Below are 20902 nucleotides of genomic sequence, written 5' to 3' on the forward strand. Positions count from 1 at the left end.
AATATGGAAAATAAAGTATCAGATAACGTTATAGAAAAAAATTATAGGGAGTGTCTTAAATTCAATGAAATCAGCGAAAGTGGGGCCTGCAATTTTGACATGGCAACAGCAAAGGCTGCCCTTGAAAATCTGTATGAGCTATACAAAAATGGCATATCAACAGGTCGTTTCACAAAGGATAAGGACTATGTGGTAAGGTGTGCTGACCTGGTGATATTGGCGGAGGAGAACAAGGACAGCTTGTTTTATGATGCATGGCGCATATGGTTTAGATACTTTGTATCGATGGGCTATGCCGGATGGAATGAGCTGTGGGAGGTAGTATGAATAAACAAAAAATAGCAGAACTACGTGCCGGCTTGGAAACCGGCTTCATCAACAGTGGATACAATTCGAGCCTGGCTTATCAGCCGCAATTTTTGTCAAATAACCATAAAGAGGGTAAAAACCTTTGATTGGAGACATTTCCTTGAAAAGTAAAAAACAAAGTTGACGATATAAAACTCTGGTTTTATAATAGGGTTATGGAAAAGGTAAAAAATTGTCGATAAAATTTCAAATGTACCAATGGAGGAATGCATATGTCTAATTTTAGTTTGCCTGAATATGATCAACACAGAGAATGGATTCGTAATGCGAGAAATCGTAACATGAAGTGGGAAGAGATTGATTATGCGGGGCGTGGTAATGATGAAGGATTATCAGAATTCTTAACCCAACAGTCCTTATTGAATTTTTGGAAAGAAGTTAGTTGCAGTGAATGGAAAGAACTCGTTCGCTTACAAAAAGAGGCAGAAGAACAGACACAGGTTATAGATTATCTTAGTGGTCAGGCTATGATTATGGGTGAAGGCGAAGATAATGATGTTACGGTACCAGCAGATCCACAATCCGCATGGCAGTTATATAGAAAAAAATTGATTAAGGGTGGTTTTAAAGAAGAAATCGTTGATGAGATGGAGAGAACTACATTAAAGATTTTGAAGAGACTGAGCAGTGACACAACCGAAATGAAACCAGTTAAGGGATTGGTTATTGGTAATGTTCAGTCTGGAAAAACTGCAAATATGGCAGCTTTAATGGCTATGGCGGCTGACTGGGGATGGAATATGTTTATAGTTTTATCTGGAACCATCGAAAATCTTAGGCAACAAACACAAAACCGGTTATTAAATGACTTAAATTGTCAGGGCAATCTCAATTGGAATGGGTTAGAGCATTTATCTAAAAAACCAATGTTAGGACAAAGAACACAGGATTTACACTTTGATAAAACGTCAAAACAGAGATATTTTACAGTTTGTCTGAAAAATCCGGGAAGACTCAGGGGGCTTATACAATGGCTGCAATCTGATGGTAATAAACAAAAACAGATGAAGATACTGGTTATAGATGATGAGGCTGACCAGGCTGGTATTAACACAGCAAATGTTAATAGTTCAACGATTAGAACAATTAATAGATTGATAAGAGATTTGGTAAATGGAAGAAATGAGAAATCGCAGGAAATCAGTAATAAATATAAGGCGATGAATTATATTGGATATACAGCCACGCCATATGCAAATATATTAAATGAGGCTGGAGAAGATTCGTTATATCCTAGAAATTTTATATCAACATTAAGCGTGTCAAAGGAATATTTTGGACCACAACAGATATTTGGACTTGAGGGTGGGGATTATGATTATGATGGTTTAGATATCGTGAGAATTATTGATGAGGATGATCTTCAGGCAATCAAAGAAATTCATGAAGAAGGATCCCTGTATGTTCCACTTGCGTTACAGGATGCTATATGCTGGTTTCTGTGTGGCGTAGCCTGCATGAGAATATGGGGATACGGAAAGCCGATTAGTATGTTGATACATACAAGTCAGAAAACTGATCATCATCAGAATATTGCAGAAGCGGTCAGAGATTGGATTGTGAGCAAAGATGTAGATGAGATGATTAGAAGATGTGAAAAAGTATGGAATACAGAAACCAGTCAATTTACATTTGAAAAGTTTAGAGAACAATATCCACAATACGATAGGAAGGATGAAGAAATAAACAGATATCCTTCATTTGAGGACATACGTAAGGAAATTACAATTTTGTTGAGTAAAGAACCAACTAATATTCCATTGGATGAGGACGATGAGTTCGCATATCACGAAGGAATTCATATGTGTATTGATAATTGCAAGAATAATGGAATTACCGACGATGGAATGTATGTCAGATTGGCATATCCTACGGCTGATAATATGCCAACACCAGCACCGGCGTTTATTGTTGTGGGTGGAGCAACTTTGTCCAGAGGTTTAACAATTGAAGGACTTATCAGCACATTTTTTCTTCGTTCTGTCAGTCAGGCGGATACACTTATGCAAATGGGGAGATGGTTTGGATACAGAAAAGGGTATGAGTTGTTGCCGAGATTATGGATTACATCTAAGACAAATGATCAATTTAAATTTCTTGCAGCGCTGGATCAGGAGTTACGTGATGAAATACATGAAATGGACACCTTAGGAAAGAGTCCGGCAAATTATGGACCAAGAGTGAAAAATACTCCTAAAGCAAGTTTTATACGTATAACTGCAAAAAACAGGATGCAGAGTGCACAAGCAACAGATATGGATTTCAGTGGCTCTTTTAATCAGACATATTTGTTTGATAATGATGTAGCAGTGCTGAAACATAACATTGTTGAGACTGAAAAGTTTATTGCTTCATTAGGACAACCGGAAGAACGAAAAGAATGCAATCAACATGCGGAAAATTCTTTTATTTGGAGGAATGTTGAATTCTCTTTGGTGAAAAAATATCTTGAAGAGTACAAATTTAATTCGAGATTAGGAGTTTTCAATGATATAGCTTCTGTTATTGCTTGGATTGAAAAAATTTCAGCAGAAGGGAAACTTGAAAATTGGAATATTATTTTGGCTGGAAAAGGTAGTGGTTCTGTTTGGAATTCACCAGTAGGTCCGGTAAAAAAAGTAAGCCGTACAAGGAAGAAATTGAATAATGAATCGGATACGGTAATAAATATTGGTGTTTTAAGGGATCCAAAAGATATTATAGCTGATATAGATTTGGAAGGACAGCCGCAAGAGATTGTGAGCAAGGTTAAGAATTTTAAATCAAAATATGCAAAAGAGATTAGAAGTTTAGCTGGTTTAGATTCAACTCCACAGTTGATTGTTTATGTAATAGATAAAGATTCAAAAGCGGTAAAAGGCTTTGATACGAGAGAAGATCTAGATTCGGTTGAGGATATTGTAGGTATTTGTATGAATATTCCGGGTGGAAAGCGCGGAACAGATTATACAGCGACTGTATCTATACATATGCAAAATAATCCGTTTGACGACGAAGGTGACTTGGAGGGAACAAATGAAAATTGAAATTGCTGAACCTGGTAGAATGACTCAGTCGGGGAGTTCATTACTAAAATTGATACAAAATAATAATATGCCTATTTTAGATTTATTGGTTCGAGAATCCATACAGAATAGTCTGGATGCAAAAAATGATACAGACCCATATGTGACTGTAGATTTTTTTACAGGAGAATTTAATAAAATATCTTTAAATAAGGAATTAGAGGGCATAACAGAAACTTTAAATAGAAAATATTGGAAAGACACGTACAAATTCATAGCAGTACGTGATTCAAATACTGTTGGACTGACAGGCAAGCTGCATTATGATGAAGTAACAGATAACCAGTATGGAAATTTATTAAAGTTGATTTATGAAATAAGTAAACCACAGGAAGCAGAAGGTGCAGGTGGTTCATGGGGACTTGGTAAAACTGTATATTTCAGAGTTGGAATAGGACTGGTTGTTTATTATAGCAGAATACTGAATGAAGAAGGAATATATGAGTCGCGATTAGCAGCTTCACTGGTGGAAAATGAAATGAATGCTGACTCACTTATTCCTGCTTTGCCGGGAAAATCAAAGCGAGGTATAGCATGGTGGGGACAGGAAATCGGAAGCAACAAAACAAAACCTATTACAGATGAAAAGTATATTGAAAAAATTTTAAATATATTTGGAATTGAACCATATGAAGGTGATTTAACAGGAACCACAATAATCATTCCTTATATTGATGAACAGATGTTACTTGAAAATAATCAGATAGAATATAAAGATAGTGAAGATAATAGAATACGTCCTTTTTGGAGATGCAGTATTGAAGATTATCTTCGAATCTCTATACAAAGATGGTATGCTCCGAGATTAAACAATGAAAAATATCCATATGGGAAATTTCTACGCGCACGAATCAATAAAAAAGGAATTGGTTTAGACAATATGGAACCTGCATTTCAGATTGTACAAGCACTTTACAATAGGGCTGTGTCAGAAGAGGCTGGGAATGATATTTTGGCACAAGACGGCGTGGAGTGTAAATCAGAAGACATTCTTTTGCGTAAGGTATTGGAAACAACAAAGGCTGGTACGATTGCGTATACGAAAGTTCCACGTAAAATATTGAAAACAGGATATCCAGATAACAAACCAGAGCCGTACATGTATTTTAATTGTGAAATAAAGGATAAAGAAAAGAATAAACCTGTTTTATTTTTTACTCGTAAACCAGGGATGATTGTATCATATGAGGATGTGGGAAACTGGGTTGATGGAATAAGTGCTTCTAGTAAAGATGAATTTATTTTTGCTATTTTTGTGCTAAACTCAGAAAATAAACTTACTAATACAAGAGAGCCATATAGTCTTGAGGAATATGTAAGAAAAAGTGAGATGGCCGATCATACTTCTTGGGGAGACTTTAGTATGGGTAATAATAACCCGAGAATTGTGTCAAAGGTACAAGCGCAGATTAATAGTAAAATTTCTAAGGAATTTTTTGTAGAGGAAGAAGATACAACTAGCAGATTAAACTCTGGTCTTGGAAAAATGTTTGGAGATTTGTTATTACCACCTGAAAATTTTGGTAAAAAGCCAAGTGGCGGAACAAGTGGTGGACAAGGCGGAAGTGGACACACCGAAACACATAAAAATGTTGTTTTTGGTTATGAATCATCAAAAACAAAATATTTTGCGAATGGGATGACGGTTAAGTTAACAATCAAATCGCGAAGAAAGATTTTGGCTACAGGGATTAATTTGGCAATTGATTCTGAGACAGGTGCAATTAAACCTAAAGACTGGGAAGAAAAAATGGGATTATCCATGCCGTTCGAGATAGTTTCTGCAGATATTGTTGTTACAAAAGTAGATAAACTAAAAACAAATTTAAAAATGGCAGTAGCTAGCAGTAATGAAAGTTCTGGAATAAGTGACATTTCCTGTGAATTACTTAAAACGAAAAATGGTGCTGGTTATGGTATACATGTAAGGTCAGATGCTGAGCATTTGATAGAAATGGAACTTGATATTACTTTGCAGTTGAATAGAAAAGATATTAAACCATTGTTTAATGTTGAAAAGAATGAAGGTGATAAATAATGGCAGCGAATATTTCACTTTTTCCGGTAATAACGGATGATTTGTTAAGTAAAACTAGATTCCAAGCATCACCATATCAGCTTTATTATGTAAGAAATGATCAGGAATATGTATTGCGTACGGAAGAAGTTGATAGCAGTACTATAGTTCATAAAGTGATCGATGATGAGGGAATATGGTCTCCGGATGATTATCAGTTATGTATTAGAAGAAAGTATTCAATTCGTACATATCAGTGTTTGTTTGGACCAAACGGAATAGCATGTAATAATGCAAAACTGGGAATAGCATTAATGTGGACATCCCCTGATTCAAAGCAAAGAGGTGTTATTCCGATTGGAGAGATAGAAAATTCCCAAAGAGATTTGGAATTTGAGTTAAATTATGAATTCTCAGAAGCTCAATTAAGAGGAAGTGTGGAATTTTCGACAATTATTTATTTGAAAGAAGCAGGCACTCCGCTTTGGGGAGAGGAACATCTGGCTAATCAATATGGATGTATTTTAGGAGAGTTAGATAATAAATTTGTAATAAGGCTAGATGGAAATGGTTCAGTATTTCCTATGTATGAAATACATGAACCGGGTCAGCCATTGTGGTATGTAAAATGTGATTGGATAGATCCTACATATGACCTGTTTTCAGACAGTGTTTCTATATACATAAATACTGCACACAAAAATTACAAGTATTTAGATAAAACGAAAAGAACATTTGATGAGCAACTTTTAAAGGAAATAATGGCAAGTGCACTAGCTGTTATTATTACAAAATTAAAAGAACAGGAAGATTATTGGGATGCAACTACTTCTGGTGAGGATTTGCAAAATGGTAGTGTGTCAGAAGCTATCCACTATTTCATTGATACATTGGAGTGGGATGTTTCTGGACCGGAGGCAATGTCATTGTCTATAAGAAAATTTTTTGATCAAAGGATATAGAAAGTATGATTATTAAAACATTAAATCGTTCGGAGGCTCAGAATGCAATGAAAGAATGGGTTTTGAATTATCCTTCATTGCCGGAAGTCGAGGGAGATTATTTGAAGATACGTAAAGATATACAAGAGTTTAATCAAAAGGTGAGAAGTGAGTGCCCGGATAGTATAGCAAAAAAAGACTACTACATAGATGCTCACATTGGAATTTTGTTGTACGATTATTTGTGGCGTGTGCCGGGATTTAACCTTAGAGCTGCAGCTAATGACGATTTTTGGAGATATCTTTCGATAAAGGTTATACCAGATGTCGTTGCTGAAAGATGGGGATATGATAATGAGAGTCATTATTGGAGCAAACCTGCAAGAATATGGCTTAGATCAATTTGGTGGTACGTACATTTGTCGTGGCAGGGAGATATGCAGACAACTGCCAAAGTATTGGAGGCTCCCTGTTTTACAACCGACAGTATATTGAATTTAGAGGAAAGAACAGGACGTAAGGGAACGTTTATAAATGTATATAGATACATTATGTATTACTATAGTCATATACCGCAACAGGTTCTTGATGAATACAATACGAACACAAAAACGCAGCAGGATGATTTATTCAGAATTGTAATGAAATTGAACACTGCTAAAGTGATGGTTGTGGATCCGGCATTATATTTGGGTGGCGAAAAAGAATATGTACGCTCTTTATTTATAGACGCGGGGGTGCGTGTGTAATGTTACCTAAAATTATTGATCTGTTTTCAGGGTGTGGTGGATTGGCACTCGGATTTGAAAAAGCGGGTTTTGATATTGTGGCAGGAATTGAATTGATGCCAGAAGCATGTAAAACCATTTCTTATAATCTTTCCTGGCGCTATGGAAAAAAAGAAACACATATATGTGGAGATATAACAGAAATAGAAGCAAGTGTGTTTAAAAATAGTTTTGGAGATGAGGGGTGTATTGTTATAGGAGGACCGCCATGCCAGGCGTATTCTATGGCAGGTCGCGGGAAACTTAGATCACTCGGTGAAGATAGAGTAAATATAAAAGATGCAAGAGGATATCTGTATCAGGATTTTTTGAGATTTGTATTTGAATTGGAAGCAAGAGCTGTTGTGATGGAGAATGTTCCGGAATCAACAAATTTTGGCGGTAAAAATATACCAGAAATAGTATGTACTGAGTTAACTAAAAAAGGTTATAAGGCATATTGGACAATACTTAATTCTGCCGACTATGGTGTTCCACAGGTAAGAGAGAGAGTTTTTGTTGTAGCAATCAAGGGGGATGAAGGAAAAGAGATAAAATTACCAAATCCAACACATCGAAATGAGGTTGATGTATTGACCCAGCATCAAAAACGATTTGAGGGATATAAGCAATGTCAATTTTTTGTGGAACCCAATGGAACAACAGATGAATTAAAACCATGGGTTACTGTAGGAGATGCTTTTTCAGATTTACCAGAAGTATTTCCGACAGCAGACTCAAAATATAAATTGGTGTCATTAAATATTGAGTATCCATATAAAACGGAAGCACAGAATGAATATCAAGAATTAATGAGAACCTGGTATGGTAAAGAGGGATTTGGTGTTTCGGCAAATGCATTCAGAAGGAATACCAGAGATTTCCCGATCTTTGAGAGAATGCAACAAGGAGATAATTATATTGCGGCGACAAAGATAGCAGAAGAGCTATTCTATGAAGAGGCAAAACTTTTTGGGTACGAGAAGGATAGTGAGGAATACATTAGTCTCTATAATAAAATGGTTCCGCAATATGATAAAGATAAATTCGAAAATAAATGGAAGCGGTTGGATGAAACGAAACCATCACATACATTAGTGGCACATTTGGCAAAGGACACGTATAGTCATATTCATCCGATTGAACCAAGGGGAATTACAGTAAGAGAGGCAGCAAGGTTACAATCTTTTCCGGATGATTTTTTCTTTGATTGTTCTATGGGGGATGCATTTAAGCAAATTGGAAATGCTGTGCCCCCGCTATTGGCGTATGGAGTTGCAAGAACAGTGTTGAATACTTTTGAGGAGGAATAGACCATGGGAATACTGGAGGAGATTAGAGAGTATTTTGCATCGACACAAAATGGTGCAAGAGAAATTAAAACGTTACCAAAAGAATACTCAGCAATGGTTATCCGTGATAATGAAGGATATGGTGTTGCTATTGAATTTGATGATATCAGAGATATTTCAGAAAAATTTGCCAATAGCAGATTGTTTTCAAGAACTCTTGCAATTGGCGGGATAGAAAAGAAGTATCTTATACTGAGTTGTATGCTTGATAGTTTACGATATGAATTTGCTACGGTCTGTGCGCAATTTGTAGAGCCTGGAATTGATGGTGTGGATAGAAAAAATCTTATGTCTGAGCCATTGGAATGGTGGAAAAAATGGCGTGAGTTAATGGGAAACACCATTTCTAATAAGGAAGCCTACAGTGTAATTGCGGAAATGATGGTTTTAGATGATTTATACAATCAGGATAATACTGTGGAATGGACAGCTGTTAATTCTGGGAGCCACGATATAGAGGGAAATGAGAGCAGCTATGAAGTTAAGTCAACAGTAAAACGTTATGGTGCTACTATTACTATATCTGGACAGCATCAGCTCCAAAGTTTAAAAAGATTACAGTTGTATTTCTGTAGATTAGAACAGTCAAGAACAGGAATATCTATAAATGATATGAAGGATAGACTAGTTGCAGATGGATATGATAAAGATAAGATTGAACAGCAGTTATATCAGTTGGGATATGAGCGGGGTGCAAGTATAAGGGAAGAAAAATACAAAGTATTAGAAAAAAGAAAATATGAGGTTGATGATAAATTTCCGAAGATAACAAAAGCCTCATTTAAGGATGATCATATACCGGAGTCAATAACGCAAATTACATATACCATTGATTTGGATGGCTTGGAATATACTGTATGGTGATCCCGGGAGAAAAGAAATGTTTAGAGTAATTGAAACTTTTAGTGGAATTGGAAGTCAGGCAAAAGCATTAACAAGAATTGGAAAACCTTTTGAAATTGTAAATACTGCAGATTGGGATATTAACGCAATACTGGCATATTGTCTGATACATAAAGGCAAAATTGATATTAATAAATATGCAGAAATTTCAGATGAAGATGTTACAAATTTTTTAAAAGGTTTATCGCTGAGTTCCGATGGAAAGAAACCTATGAGTGATGAGACGTTTAGGCGAATGCCAATGCATTTGAAACGAAGATTGTATGCAGCAATAAAAGAAACAAGAAATATGGTAAGTATTACGGATGTTATGGGAAGTGATATACCCGACAATATTGATTTGTTCACATATTCATTTCCTTGTCAGGATTTATCATTATGTGGATGCTGGCATGGGAATAAAAGTGGAATAGCAAGGGATGCACATAATCGTTCTGGTATGCTTTGGGAAGTTGAACGTATATTGCTTGAAATGAATGAAATGGGAAAAGAATTACCTCGTTTTCTGCTTATGGAAAACGTAACCAATATTCTGTCAAAACCGCATGCTGCAGATTTTGGTGATTGGAAGGCAACTTTAGAAAATCTGGGATATTATAATAAAATATATAGGCTTAATGCTCAAAATTTTGGTATTCCTCAAAAAAGAGAAAGAGCATATATGATCAGTATATTGTGCAAAAATAATGCCGAAACGATAGCCCAAGTAGAAAAGTACTTTGAAGAACATAATTTGGAAAAGGATGAAGCAACGCGTTTAAAGCAAAGGAATTTAAGGTTAAAAGACATTCTTTGTTTAGATTACGATGATGTTCCCAGATATAAGGAAGAAGCTGATGCAAGTAAACCTAATGATACGCCTTCCAGAAGAAAAATATGGGAAGATAATGAATTGCTGTATGATGGAAAAGAGATTAGGGACATCGTTGTTAATACAGTAACGACAAAGCAGGACCGTAATCCTAATTCCGGCTTGATTATTTATAAGAATCGGGCAAGAGGAAAGACAAAATGGAGATATCTGACTCCAAGAGAGTGCTTTAAGTTGATGGGATTTGATGAATCGGATTTTGACAGGATAATCAGTGATAATCCTATGGTAACAAAGAATAGATATTTGTATTCAACAGAGAAGCTTATTAAACTAGCAGGTAATAGTATCGTGGTTGATGTTTTGGAAGCTATTTTCAGACAGATAATGGATATTAATGAGAAGATTTTAGGTGAAAGAAAATGACAATAAATCAGAAAAAGTCTTTAGTGGCATTTTACATTTCAAAGTTTAATGATGACGCATTTCGTGAATTGGGATATGGTGGACCGGTGTCAAAAGCGATGGATGACTTATCAGTACGAATTACCGGTCCGGGTGTTGAACCTAATGCTTATTTAAGGCGAAGGCGGGATGAATTTGATGTGTTTTTTGATAACGGAAGAGTTGGACAACGCAACAGAAAACCAACAGAGACGGTAAAAGAACTGTATGGGCAATGGAATGTAATGGAGTTTGAAGAAATAACAGAAATTGTAAAATCAGTTTTGGATGGAACAATGGAAGAATCTCAGGTGATTAATTTGGAAGTAGATGAAGAAACTGTTTCAGAATATGATGTTGAAACGTATCTAAATTTTGATGACAATACGGCAGCATTAAATAAAACGGTAAAATCTGTGATGGAACGTACTTATTCCAAAAAGAAGGTAGAAATGTTAAAGCGTTTATATGCGTATAGATGTCAGATATGTGGTCAAAATGTCGGTGAAGAACATGGCGTTAATATTGCAGAAGCTCATCATATTAAGTATTTTTCAAAGAGTGTTGATAATTCATCAGATAATCTTCTTATATTGTGTCCAAATCATCATAGTCTGATTCATGTATTAAATCCAAAATTTGATTATGATGAATTACAGTATATTTATCCAGACGGAAAGACTGATAAAATTATATTGGATTTGCATCTGACTCATGGTAAGGAGGAAGAATAAAAATGACAATATCTGAGCAAATAAAAGTATTGTGTGTCAGACAGAAAATAAGTCTGGCAGAGTTGGCAAGGAGATTGGGAACAACACCTCAAAATTTTAATGCAAAACTGAAAAGAGAAAGTTTTACTGTGGCAGAGCTTGAGGATATAGCAGAAGCCGCGGGAGTTACTTTTGAAAGAAGTTTTGTGTTGGATGATGGAGACACAGTATAAGAAGGTGATATATATGGCGGATGTTTTGACTAAAGAACAACGGCATAAAAACATGAAAAATATTCATGGAAAAGATACTAAAATTGAAATTATCCTTAGAAAAGCTTTATGGGCAAAAGGTTATCGGTACCGGAAGAATTATAAAAAGTTACCGGGAAATCCGGATATTGTGTTGACAAAATATAAGATAGCAATATTTTGCGATGGGGAATTTTTTCATGGAAAAGACTGGGAAGTGCTAAAGCCAAGGCTACAGAAAAGTAATAATAGTGCATTTTGGGTGAACAAAATTTCTAAAAATAGAGAAAGGGATGATATGGTTAATAAAAAATTGTTATTTATGGGATGGACGGTTATAAGATTTTGGGGTAAAGATATAAAAAAGCATACAGATGAGTGTGTAAAGGCTATAGAAGAGATAATATTTGATATAAAGATGGAGGATTGATTCTATGAAGAGTAGATTTGAAATAATGGGGGGAGGATATTAGGAAACAGACGCGTGAACTTGTAATGAGTTTTATGCAACAGAGTGAAGCGTGTCAACCAAGTGCAGAAGGTATTAAGCAAGCGGAGCTGTTTAGAGTATGTGGATTAGACTGGGGAGAACAACCTACAGCTACGTCGACGCAACAGAATTTTTGGCTTGTTGGATTATTGAGAACGTTGGAAAGCGAAGGGATTGTAGAACGTGATGTCACAACAAAAAAATGGCGATTAAAATAACGAACATATATTCGAAAATCATATTGCTTTTTTGTAAATGATGCTGTATAATGTAAGGGAAACATGTGGTACATATTTTTTCCCGGAGGCAATTATATGAAACAGATGCATTTAAGAGTAGATGATGCATTGTATGAAGAACTTAATACATATTCTGTTGAAACAGAACAATCAATGCAAGCTTGTGTAAGAGAAGCAGTAGTATATTATATTACAGATAAGAAAAAGAAACAGATACCTATTTTAAAATCTCAATTTACTTTTATTGATCTCTTTGCGGGAATTGGAGGAATGAGACTTGCATATGAGAATGTTGGTGGAAGATGCGTATATTCCAACGAATGGAATAAGTATAGTCAGCAAACATATTATGCTAATTTTGGGGAACAACCGGAAGGCGATATTACAAAGGTGGACGCTAAAACAATTCCTGATCATGATATATTGGTTGCAGGGTTCCCGTGTCAACCGTTTTCTATTGCGGGCGTCTCGAAGAAGATTAGTTTGGGAAGAAAGACTGGGTTTGAAGATAAAACACAAGGAACATTATTCTTTGATGTTTGCAGAATTTTAAAAGAAAAGCGCCCCAAAGCGTTTATGCTTGAAAATGTAAAAAATTTGAAGAGTCATGATAAAGGAAGGACCTTTAAAACGATTCTAGAATCATTAGATGAGTTGAAATATAAGGTTTTCTTTGCAGTGTTGGACGGACAGAATTTTGTCCCGCAACATAGAGAGAGAATTATAATTGTTGGCTTTGACATGGAGAGATATGGTGATGATATTGAGTTTGATTTTGACATTACGCCAGTCAATCCGAAACCAGTGATGCGAGACATTTTAGAAAAAAAGGTAGATGATAAATATACATTGTCTGATAATTTATGGACATATCTTCAGAATTATGCTGCTAAACATAGGGCAGCTGGTAATGGATTTGGTTATGGAATTGCGCCTTTGGATGGAGTATCTAGAACTATTAGTGCACGATATCATAAGGATGGATCAGAAATATTAATAGCTCAAAAGGGAAAAAATCCGAGGAGGTTGACTCCGCGTGAGTGCGCGAGATTACAGGGATTTCCAGAAAGCTTTGTAATACCGGTGTCTGATACGCAAGCGTATAGACAGTTTGGAAATTCGGTAGTTGTTCCATTAATAGAGAATGTTGCAAAACTGATTGTAGAAAAAATTGATTTATTAGAATCGGATGTTCAGAATGAAAAAAGGAAGGCGATTTAATGTCAACAGAAATACTAAACAAAGCAATAGAATCAACTGTTGCAAGTGAATTGGCTTTTTGCAAATTTTTATCTGCGAATGATACTGGAGCGACAGGTGGACATCAAGGCGGAGTTCTTGTGTCAGTATCTGCAAGTCGCATGTTATTTGTAGAAATATTGCCAGATAATGATATTTTAAAGAGAGATGTTAAGATAACATGGCAAGGAGATTTGGTTACAGAAAGTACATTTACTTATTACAGTAGCAAAAAGGAACTGAGAATTACGAAATTTGGAAGAGACTTTGATATAATTAATCCGGATAGAACAGGTTCTTTATTTGTCTTGACAAAACAAAGTTGGGATGATTATTCCGTATTTATAATGGATACGGAGGATGAAATAGAAGAATTTTTGAGTACATTTGGGATAAGTGCAACAGAGACTAATTGTTTGTTTGGAGCCGGAGGCGTACAAAGAAGTGTTATAGAACAGCAGGCTATCGAAACATTTATTTCCTCGTTGGAAGTAGAATTTCCAGAGACAGAGGTGATGTCATCGGCTGCAAGAAATATTTCTGATGCAGTGTATAATCATGTTGAGTATTTGATTACAAATCCTGATAAAAAGATTATAGAATGGACTAATATGGAATATGCATTATTTAGAGCGCTGGAAGAATATAGATACGGAGATATTGTAAGATGTGGATTTCCGTCAGTTGAAGAATTTGTTAGTGTTGCGAATTCTGTATTAAATAGACGTAAGAGCAGAGCAGGAAAGAGTTTAGAACATCATTTGGAGGCAATATTTGTAGCTAATGAAATTATTTATGATGCGCAACCTGTTACAGAAGGAAAAAAGAAACCAGATTTTCTATTTCCATCAGCAGTGGCATATCGTGATTTGACATATCCTGTAAGTAAATTGGCGACCTTGGCAGCTAAAACAACTTGTAAGGATAGATGGCGTCAAATTCTGAATGAGGCAAATCGATTAAAAGATGAAAATAAGTTTTTATGCACATTGCAACAGGGAGTATCACCTATGCAAATGGATGAGATGGAGGCAGAAAAAGTTATTCTTGTGGTACCTAAACCATACATATCATGTTATCCAAGAGATAGACAAGATAGAATTTGGACAATATCTCGTTTTGTAAGGTATATTAAGAGTATTCAAAATACTGATTAAGTCTCTACAGTGTTAATAATATGCGGATTTTTAATAACACCAAATTATGGTGAATTTTACTAAAAAAACACCAACCCTGTCCATAGACAAACACAAAACCCCATTGTATAATGAACACACGATTTGCAAATTTCATACTCTGCAGAAGTGTACAATCACTGACCGAGGCAGTATGATATTTTGTGGAAATCAGAAAAATGTCACAAACTGACACTTTTTCGCAAAAATAGACCATGATAGTCCCTTGTGGACGAGACAGGATGGGTTTATACTATATCCAGGCTTGAGACAAGCCAATGAGAAAATGAAAATTGACAACTGAATAGCAGTTACAGATTTGAGTAAAATTACGGATCATATACCCGCAGGATGAAAGTCACAGTTATCATATTAGTAGGCTGATGGATTGAGAGATGAAGGCCAAGAGGCTGGACAGAAGTCCGGGCAATGCGGGAGCAGGTATGTTGCGTAAGGATAATAACCCATGAGGGGCGAGAGGTTCGTCCCGATCCCCGCAATGCATGTAGGGGAGATAGTGCTTCTCCAGAATGGAGGAGGGCGTCGTGAACACAGCTAGTGGCTCGTCTGTAATTCCCGGAGGTGAGTACACCTTTACGTATACGGGGCGATGAGGGGTTAGGAAGACCGGCGTATACCTTCATAGGACGTTAAAAGAAGTCCAGAACAGAATTAGTGATAACCAAAATCGTTATCCATAGTTTATGCATTTTCGAATGAGCTATGGATAGCGTTTTTTTATGGAGGTAGCGCAGATGGAAGAAAAAATAGATATTACAGATAAAACAATTGAAATAGATACAGATAAAGGGAGTGCCATAAAAGTAACCATGTCATATGGTGAACAATCAACGCTAGAGGAGTTGTTGATAGCATATCTGGAGCAGATAGCAATATATTTGAGATTATCAAAGGAAGATGAATTTGTAAAAGATGAGAGCAACAGTATTACCAATCAGCGTGCTTTTATCCGTGGATTTATTAATAAAAATAAGGAACTTCGCAAAATGAGTGTGATGGAGTTTGTGGATGATGGCTATTCAGGTAAAAATATGGACCGCCCGGATATGCAGAGAATGCTGGACCTTGTGAAAAGAAAGCAGATTTCATGCGTTATTGTAAAGGATTTCTCCAGATTTTCCAGAGATCATATCGAGCAGGGAAAATATATTGAACAGATATTTCCTTTTATGGGTGTGCGATTTATTGCTATAAACGATAATTATGACAGCGCAGATTATGTGGGTGGTATTGGTGAGATTGATGTTGCATTTAAGGGAATCATGTATGATTTCTTCAGTGAGGAGCAGTCTTCCAAAGTATCATTGACACTTGATACAAAGCGTGGCAATGGTAAGTACATAGCTACCTATGCTCCTTATGGCTATGTGAAAAGTCCGGAGGACAAGCATAAGCTGGTTGTGGATGAGTTTGCCAGTCAGATTGTAAAGCGCATTTTCAAAGAGTTTCTGTCTGGAAAATCTATGTACAAAATTTCAGAAGGACTGAACCGGGATGGAATAGATACGCCGGGCGTGTATATTGCCATGCAGACAGAAAGTGAAAAGCAACTTGCCAGATATCGTGAGAAAAAGCCTCTCTGGAATAATGTTGCAATAGGAAGAATCCTCGAAAATGAGCAATATACCGGCACGATGATTTACAGCCGCTTCAAGATTGAGAATGTTGGCGATAAACATGCAAAAGCACTTCCAAAGGATGAATGGAAGCGTGTGGAAAATTGTCACGAGGCAATTATCAGCAAGGAGGATTTTGAAAAAGCCGCTGCCATGCGAAAAGGAAATACATGTGCCAGTGCCAAAAGAAAGCATGAAACACATTGCCTGACCGGCAAGATGATCTGTGGAAACTGTGGGCATCGCCTGTCCCATACTTATGCCGGTCGACCGAAGTATTATTGTGCAAATCATTATCTGGATAAGACTGATGGAAAATGCAATATCAGCGTGTTGGATGCCTATATGGAAAGTGTTGTGAAGAAAGCACTTCAGATGATGATTGATGTGTTGGTGGATTCCAGAAAGGTTGTGGATATGCAACGGGAGAAACAGGCAGAACGATTAAAGCAGGCAGAAAAGCATCTTTCAGATATGGAGCATAGCCGTGAACTGATCGAAAAGAACCTGCGTGAAGCTTATGAAAGTTACAAGCTTGGCATGACGGATAAGGAAACATATCTGGAACAGCGTAAGATATATGAGCAGATGCTTGAGCGCCTGCGGGAGAATATCGAAAAGCAGAGGGCAGCAGTCACCAAGATGGCAGATGTTGATGTGCCGGAAGTGGCAGGTCTGGAGATGTTGGAAGGGCAGCTGAAGCTGACGGGACTTAACAGGGAAATGGTGGATGCTTTTGTGGAGGAGATTGTTGTGTATGCAAAGGACAGGGTGGAGATAAAGTGGAAGTTTAAGGATGAGTTTTGGGAGACAGAAAAGGCTCGAAAGCCTTGATAATACTGAATATTCGGTGGAGATTAGTGAGAGGAGGTGGTATAATTGGAATGGGAGCGAAAAGTCAAAACAAATATATTGTCAAGAAGGAAAAGAGGTGAAGTGATTGAAGAAGCAATTGATTATTTTGTCGTTAAGTCCGTTATTTTTATTAACAATACTGCAATATTTTCCATTTGAGAAGTTTGGTTGTGTGGTTGGCAATTTGTTCAATATTCAGATGGTTTATAAACATTTGCCGTTATATATAGGAATGTGGATTTGTTTGATTTGGGTTATTGTGTCTTTGATCATATTTATTAAATTTGTATGTTTTCAACGATATGACGTAGTTGGAGGTTATGAAGTTAAGGATATCAAAGAAGAAAAAGATGCCGGATTGAATTTCTTTCTTACACTTATTTTGCCATTGTTGGTTAACGATATTTCGACGTGGAATGGTTTATTATTGATGATTTTTCTAGTTGTTATAATAATATGTTTGTTGTCGAAAACCAATTTATACTATCAAAACCCAGTACTAATAATATTGAAATATAAGGTGTATAAATTTAAATTTGTTGACAATGAGCATTTGCCAGATGGAGAGTATATTGCATTGATAAGAGGCAATATGGATAGTCGCAACACAATAGAGTACAAGAAGATAGAGGACAATGTTTTAGTTATCAGAAAGGAAGGATAAATTCATGAATAAACAAGAGATAACATCAAAAATTAAAGAAATTACAGAAACAGGTGCAGTGTGCGGTGTTGATGTATACGTCTGCTTAAAAGGTGAGGAGCAGGGATTTTATATTGAGAAGATGATATCGATGAATTCCTTGAAAGATAGAATTCGGTCTATTGCTTTGGAGATTATTAATACACAGTATTTGCAAGATGAGGTGGTGTACTGTGATATTTTAGATGTTATAGATAATAAAAAGGCAGTTTATGTTTTGGAGCAAAGTGATGAGTACAAACCATTTGCCTTGCTAAATGATGATAGTATGGATGAGGTTTTCAATTTTGACGAAAAGGACATAGGAAATGTCCTTGGCTTTTTATTCAAAATAAATCTAAATAGCAAGAAATTGTTTATATATCAGCAAGCATATGTAGGATCCAGATTGCAGGCAAAAAATAATCTAAGAATAATACAAAAAGATAATGTGTTTGAAATTGTCGATAAAGAAATGCTGAAAATCGATAAAAGAGGAGAGTTACTTATCTTAGATAATACTATATTGGTAAGAAATGTTAAGGTTCTTCAAGATTTTTTTGGCTTTCAAGTGTTTGTCCGTAACCAAGCACAGAGTGTTATTTCCAAACTGGAAGAATTAGATATTATTGGAAATATAGCTACATTGAAGGAATATCAAACTGGAGAAAAATTAACTATATCCAAAAAACTTATGAAAGTGAAGAATTCACCAGTGTTGGCAATGGATAAAGATGAACTCATAAATAAAATACCATTAGTTCCTCGATATAAAAATATTATACATATTGAAAATGGAAAGATTCGTACAAATACGAAAAAAGATGTCGATAATCTTATGAAATTGCTTAATGATGATTATGTTAAATCGGAATTGACTGATATGGAGTATGATAGTACGTCCAAAACATTATTAAATAGTGAAAGTCAAGATGAGTAAATGGATTGTAATGTTTTAAATTTCCCCTATGGTATGTGCATAGCTATAAAGCATCAAAAAGGGGTAAGGCCCGTACTCTATAACCACGTGTGGATAATTATAGGTTGAGAGACATTTCATAATACCATATTATTGATAGCAAATTAAAGTTGTTTATGATGAAAAAAGTAATGAAAATTTGTGGGAGGGATGATTAGCTTGGAAAGACAAGAAGAGTATGAATTAAGACAAGTTTTATTTTCAGAAATTAATAAAGATATAGATAATAATTTTCAGGGGGTATATGAAAAAATTTCACATGATTTTGGAAAAGAAATACTTTATCCATTGTCTGTGGTTGAGAAAAAATTTAATGATATGTCGATGAAATCTCTTAATAATGGATTGTTTGCTAATAATGAATTAATGATATCAGTCAATCCATTGAGAGAAGCTGTCTATTGGTACATTAAAAATATAATGGAAAAGAACGGAAAATTAAAGTATCAGAGTGCAGTGTTTGGCGAACAGTTACCAGGTGAATATGAATTTATAGAATGGGTGTTAAAGATATATGATGAATATTCAAAAGCGAATTTGATAAAGAGTATAAGAGATGGTTCTTCAAAGGTTGAAATCAGAGAAGAAAAAAATGGTAACTTAGGTTTTTATTTTCCAGTAATAAAGGACGAATATAGCAAAGAGATGATTTATTATTATGGATTGGATGATGCCCTTGCTTCAGAAGCAGAAAGGCATGTTTTTACTGAGTGTGAGAAATATTTGCTTGATAAAATAAATGTTTTTGTTTTGTCCCAAAATCCCCAATTGGTAATAACATATTTTAATATTTTGCGAAGAATGACATCGGTGATAGATTTAAAGTATTTTGAGTTATGTAAAAAACGTATACTGATAGATCTTAATAAAATATCAAGTTCAACATTAAAAAGTAGATATAGAGATAATGGTGAAAGTGTAATAAATAGTAAGGATGAACTTGCTTCATTTTTAACATTATTTTACTATTTGAGCAGGGTAGATTCAGTAAAAAGAATGCTTACATTTACGACAGGTTATGGAGATGGGAAATATTATTGTGTGTATGAACTGCCCAAACTCTTGGCATTAGGAAAGCAAGTAGGCCTTTCTAATGATGTAATGAAGGTTTATGTAAAATATTTTTCTGTTGACCCGAGTGTTCAAGGTGGATCTTTTTTGGAATTTCCGTTCATAGTATGTCGAGAAAAGGTTATTTGGATTCCAAGTTCTATAGTGCTGAACGATTTTCAATTTTCCATAGTAAATGGCCATTACTATAAAGCTGTTGATTTTTATGAGAAGGATGATACTGTGTCTCAATCTATTGTAGATTATGTTGTAAACCATAGTAAAAAATATAAGAATATAATGGTAAGATCAAATTATCTATATAATGAGCCTGGTCTTAAATTTAATGGTAGAGATTTGAAGAGCGATATTGATGTTGCAATTTATGACATAAAGACAAAAAAATTGTTAGTTCTGGAATGTAAATGGAAAGAAAATGTATATTTGAATCATGATGATTATTTGCAGATAGAAGATGCTATTAGAAAAGTGTATTCAAGACAATTAGAAAAACATCAATTCTATTTAGGGTTAGGAAAAGAGAAAATATCAAAAATTTTTGATAATGAAATAGATTTTGATAAAATTACTAATTTGGATATTCTGTATCTGTTTGTTGATAAGCGGATTCAGTTTCACGATAATAAAAAAAATAGACATGCAGTACCTATTTTTCTGTTGGCACATCTTTTTGAAAAATATAGTACAGAAGATGAGTTAGACTTAAATGCATTATTTGAAGATATTCGAAGAATGGAAAGCAAGGTTAGTCGAGAAAGAGTAAAATTATTAAATCCTGTAAAGATTGGAAAATATACAGTTGAATAAAAAGAATGTTTTACGGTAGATGTTTTGTAAATCTATTTAGCAATGGTACAATATAGATGATTGCAAAGCTGTTTCCATAACCCGCCACCGCCTTA

General features: G+C 35.3%; 18 protein-coding genes. All 18 read left to right on the forward strand.

The window, feature by feature from the left end; genetic code table 11:
* The first annotated feature begins 3 nt into the window (after positions 1-3).
* Entirely contained in the window at positions 4-327 is a 324-nt protein-coding gene (locus EUBREC_RS00685; RefSeq protein WP_012741076.1) for a hypothetical protein, read from the forward strand.
* On the forward strand, positions 324-455 hold the full coding sequence (locus tag EUBREC_RS17875; protein WP_012741077.1) for a hypothetical protein: 132 nt from the start codon (positions 324-326) through the stop codon (positions 453-455). Before EUBREC_RS00685 ends, EUBREC_RS17875 begins: the two co-directional genes overlap by 4 nt.
* A 126-nt stretch (positions 456-581) precedes the next feature.
* Positions 582-3395: a Z1 domain-containing protein gene (locus EUBREC_RS00690; RefSeq protein ID WP_041253763.1), complete on the forward strand. Its 2814-nt coding sequence runs from the start codon at positions 582-584 to the stop codon at positions 3393-3395.
* Positions 3385-5472 (forward strand): hypothetical protein, encoded by a 2088-nt coding sequence (locus tag EUBREC_RS00695; protein WP_012741079.1) that lies wholly within the window; start codon positions 3385-3387, stop codon positions 5470-5472. The genes EUBREC_RS00690 and EUBREC_RS00695 overlap by 11 nt, the downstream gene beginning before the upstream one ends.
* Positions 5472-6413 (forward strand): hypothetical protein, encoded by a 942-nt coding sequence (locus tag EUBREC_RS00700; RefSeq protein ID WP_012741080.1) that lies wholly within the window; start codon positions 5472-5474, stop codon positions 6411-6413. The genes EUBREC_RS00695 and EUBREC_RS00700 overlap by 1 nt, the downstream gene beginning before the upstream one ends.
* Before the next feature lie 47 nt (positions 6414-6460).
* Positions 6461-7141, forward strand: coding sequence for a DUF6339 family protein (locus EUBREC_RS00705; protein WP_306718544.1), 681 nt, complete (start codon positions 6461-6463; stop codon positions 7139-7141).
* Positions 7141-8472, forward strand: coding sequence for a DNA cytosine methyltransferase (locus EUBREC_RS00710; RefSeq protein ID WP_012741082.1), 1332 nt, complete (start codon positions 7141-7143; stop codon positions 8470-8472). The genes EUBREC_RS00705 and EUBREC_RS00710 overlap by 1 nt, the downstream gene beginning before the upstream one ends.
* A 3-nt stretch (positions 8473-8475) precedes the next feature.
* On the forward strand, positions 8476-9375 hold the full coding sequence (locus EUBREC_RS00715) for a PD-(D/E)XK motif protein (protein WP_012741083.1): 900 nt from the start codon (positions 8476-8478) through the stop codon (positions 9373-9375).
* 16 nt (positions 9376-9391) lie between these two features.
* Positions 9392-10651 carry a DNA (cytosine-5-)-methyltransferase gene (gene dcm / locus EUBREC_RS00720; protein ID WP_041253767.1) on the forward strand — a complete coding sequence of 420 codons (1260 nt, stop codon included), beginning with the start codon at positions 9392-9394 and terminating at the stop codon, positions 10649-10651.
* Positions 10648-11403, forward strand: coding sequence for an HNH endonuclease (locus tag EUBREC_RS16520; RefSeq protein ID WP_012741085.1), 756 nt, complete (start codon positions 10648-10650; stop codon positions 11401-11403). The genes dcm (EUBREC_RS00720) and EUBREC_RS16520 overlap by 4 nt, the downstream gene beginning before the upstream one ends.
* A gap of 2 nt (positions 11404-11405) precedes the next feature.
* A complete protein-coding gene (locus EUBREC_RS00735; protein ID WP_012741086.1) occupies positions 11406-11615 on the forward strand; it encodes a helix-turn-helix domain-containing protein in 210 nt (69 codons plus the stop codon).
* Positions 11616-11628: 13 nt separating this feature from the next.
* Positions 11629-12063, forward strand: a complete 435-nt coding sequence (locus EUBREC_RS00740) for a very short patch repair endonuclease (protein ID WP_041254391.1) — start codon at positions 11629-11631, stop codon at positions 12061-12063.
* Positions 12064-12437: 374 nt separating this feature from the next.
* A complete protein-coding gene (gene dcm / locus EUBREC_RS00750; protein ID WP_041253770.1) occupies positions 12438-13583 on the forward strand; it encodes a DNA (cytosine-5-)-methyltransferase in 1146 nt (381 codons plus the stop codon).
* Positions 13583-14758, forward strand: a complete 1176-nt coding sequence (locus EUBREC_RS00755; protein ID WP_012741090.1) for a type II restriction endonuclease — start codon at positions 13583-13585, stop codon at positions 14756-14758. The genes dcm (EUBREC_RS00750) and EUBREC_RS00755 overlap by 1 nt, the downstream gene beginning before the upstream one ends.
* Positions 14759-15531: 773 nt before the next feature.
* Positions 15532-17247 (forward strand): recombinase family protein, encoded by a 1716-nt coding sequence (locus EUBREC_RS00760; protein WP_306718545.1) that lies wholly within the window; start codon positions 15532-15534, stop codon positions 17245-17247.
* 106 nt (positions 17248-17353) lie between these two features.
* Positions 17354-17932, forward strand: coding sequence for a hypothetical protein (locus tag EUBREC_RS00765; protein WP_012741092.1), 579 nt, complete (start codon positions 17354-17356; stop codon positions 17930-17932).
* Between the two features lie 4 nt (positions 17933-17936).
* Positions 17937-18890, forward strand: a complete 954-nt coding sequence (locus EUBREC_RS00770; RefSeq protein ID WP_012741093.1) for a DUF4868 domain-containing protein — start codon at positions 17937-17939, stop codon at positions 18888-18890.
* 198 nt (positions 18891-19088) lie between these two features.
* On the forward strand, positions 19089-20807 hold the full coding sequence (locus EUBREC_RS00775) for a type I restriction enzyme HsdR N-terminal domain-containing protein (protein WP_148207792.1): 1719 nt from the start codon (positions 19089-19091) through the stop codon (positions 20805-20807).
* Positions 20808-20902: the final 95 nt, after the last annotated feature.

The organism is Agathobacter rectalis ATCC 33656 (assembly GCF_000020605.1).
Lineage (GTDB): Bacteria > Bacillota > Clostridia > Lachnospirales > Lachnospiraceae > Roseburia > Roseburia rectalis.

Excerpts from the sequence above, each read along its gene's own strand:
- EUBREC_RS00685 (WP_012741076.1), top strand. The coding sequence starts at position 4 with ATGGAAAATAAAGTATCAGATAACGTTATAGAAAAAAATTATAGGGAG.
- EUBREC_RS17875 (WP_012741077.1), top strand. The coding sequence starts at position 324 with ATGAATAAACAAAAAATAGCAGAACTACGTGCCGGCTTGGAAACCGGC.
- EUBREC_RS00690 (WP_041253763.1), top strand. The coding sequence starts at position 582 with ATGTCTAATTTTAGTTTGCCTGAATATGATCAACACAGAGAATGGATT.
- EUBREC_RS00695 (WP_012741079.1), top strand. The coding sequence starts at position 3,385 with ATGAAAATTGAAATTGCTGAACCTGGTAGAATGACTCAGTCGGGGAGT.
- EUBREC_RS00700 (WP_012741080.1), top strand. The coding sequence starts at position 5,472 with ATGGCAGCGAATATTTCACTTTTTCCGGTAATAACGGATGATTTGTTA.
- EUBREC_RS00705 (WP_306718544.1), top strand. The coding sequence starts at position 6,461 with ATGAAAGAATGGGTTTTGAATTATCCTTCATTGCCGGAAGTCGAGGGA.
- EUBREC_RS00710 (WP_012741082.1), top strand. The coding sequence starts at position 7,141 with ATGTTACCTAAAATTATTGATCTGTTTTCAGGGTGTGGTGGATTGGCA.
- EUBREC_RS00715 (WP_012741083.1), top strand. The coding sequence starts at position 8,476 with ATGGGAATACTGGAGGAGATTAGAGAGTATTTTGCATCGACACAAAAT.
- dcm (WP_041253767.1), top strand. The coding sequence starts at position 9,392 with ATGTTTAGAGTAATTGAAACTTTTAGTGGAATTGGAAGTCAGGCAAAA.
- EUBREC_RS16520 (WP_012741085.1), top strand. The coding sequence starts at position 10,648 with ATGACAATAAATCAGAAAAAGTCTTTAGTGGCATTTTACATTTCAAAG.
- EUBREC_RS00735 (WP_012741086.1), top strand. The coding sequence starts at position 11,406 with ATGACAATATCTGAGCAAATAAAAGTATTGTGTGTCAGACAGAAAATA.
- EUBREC_RS00740 (WP_041254391.1), top strand. The coding sequence starts at position 11,629 with ATGGCGGATGTTTTGACTAAAGAACAACGGCATAAAAACATGAAAAAT.
- dcm (WP_041253770.1), top strand. The coding sequence starts at position 12,438 with ATGAAACAGATGCATTTAAGAGTAGATGATGCATTGTATGAAGAACTT.
- EUBREC_RS00755 (WP_012741090.1), top strand. The coding sequence starts at position 13,583 with ATGTCAACAGAAATACTAAACAAAGCAATAGAATCAACTGTTGCAAGT.
- EUBREC_RS00760 (WP_306718545.1), top strand. The coding sequence starts at position 15,532 with ATGGAAGAAAAAATAGATATTACAGATAAAACAATTGAAATAGATACA.
- EUBREC_RS00770 (WP_012741093.1), top strand. The coding sequence starts at position 17,937 with ATGAATAAACAAGAGATAACATCAAAAATTAAAGAAATTACAGAAACA.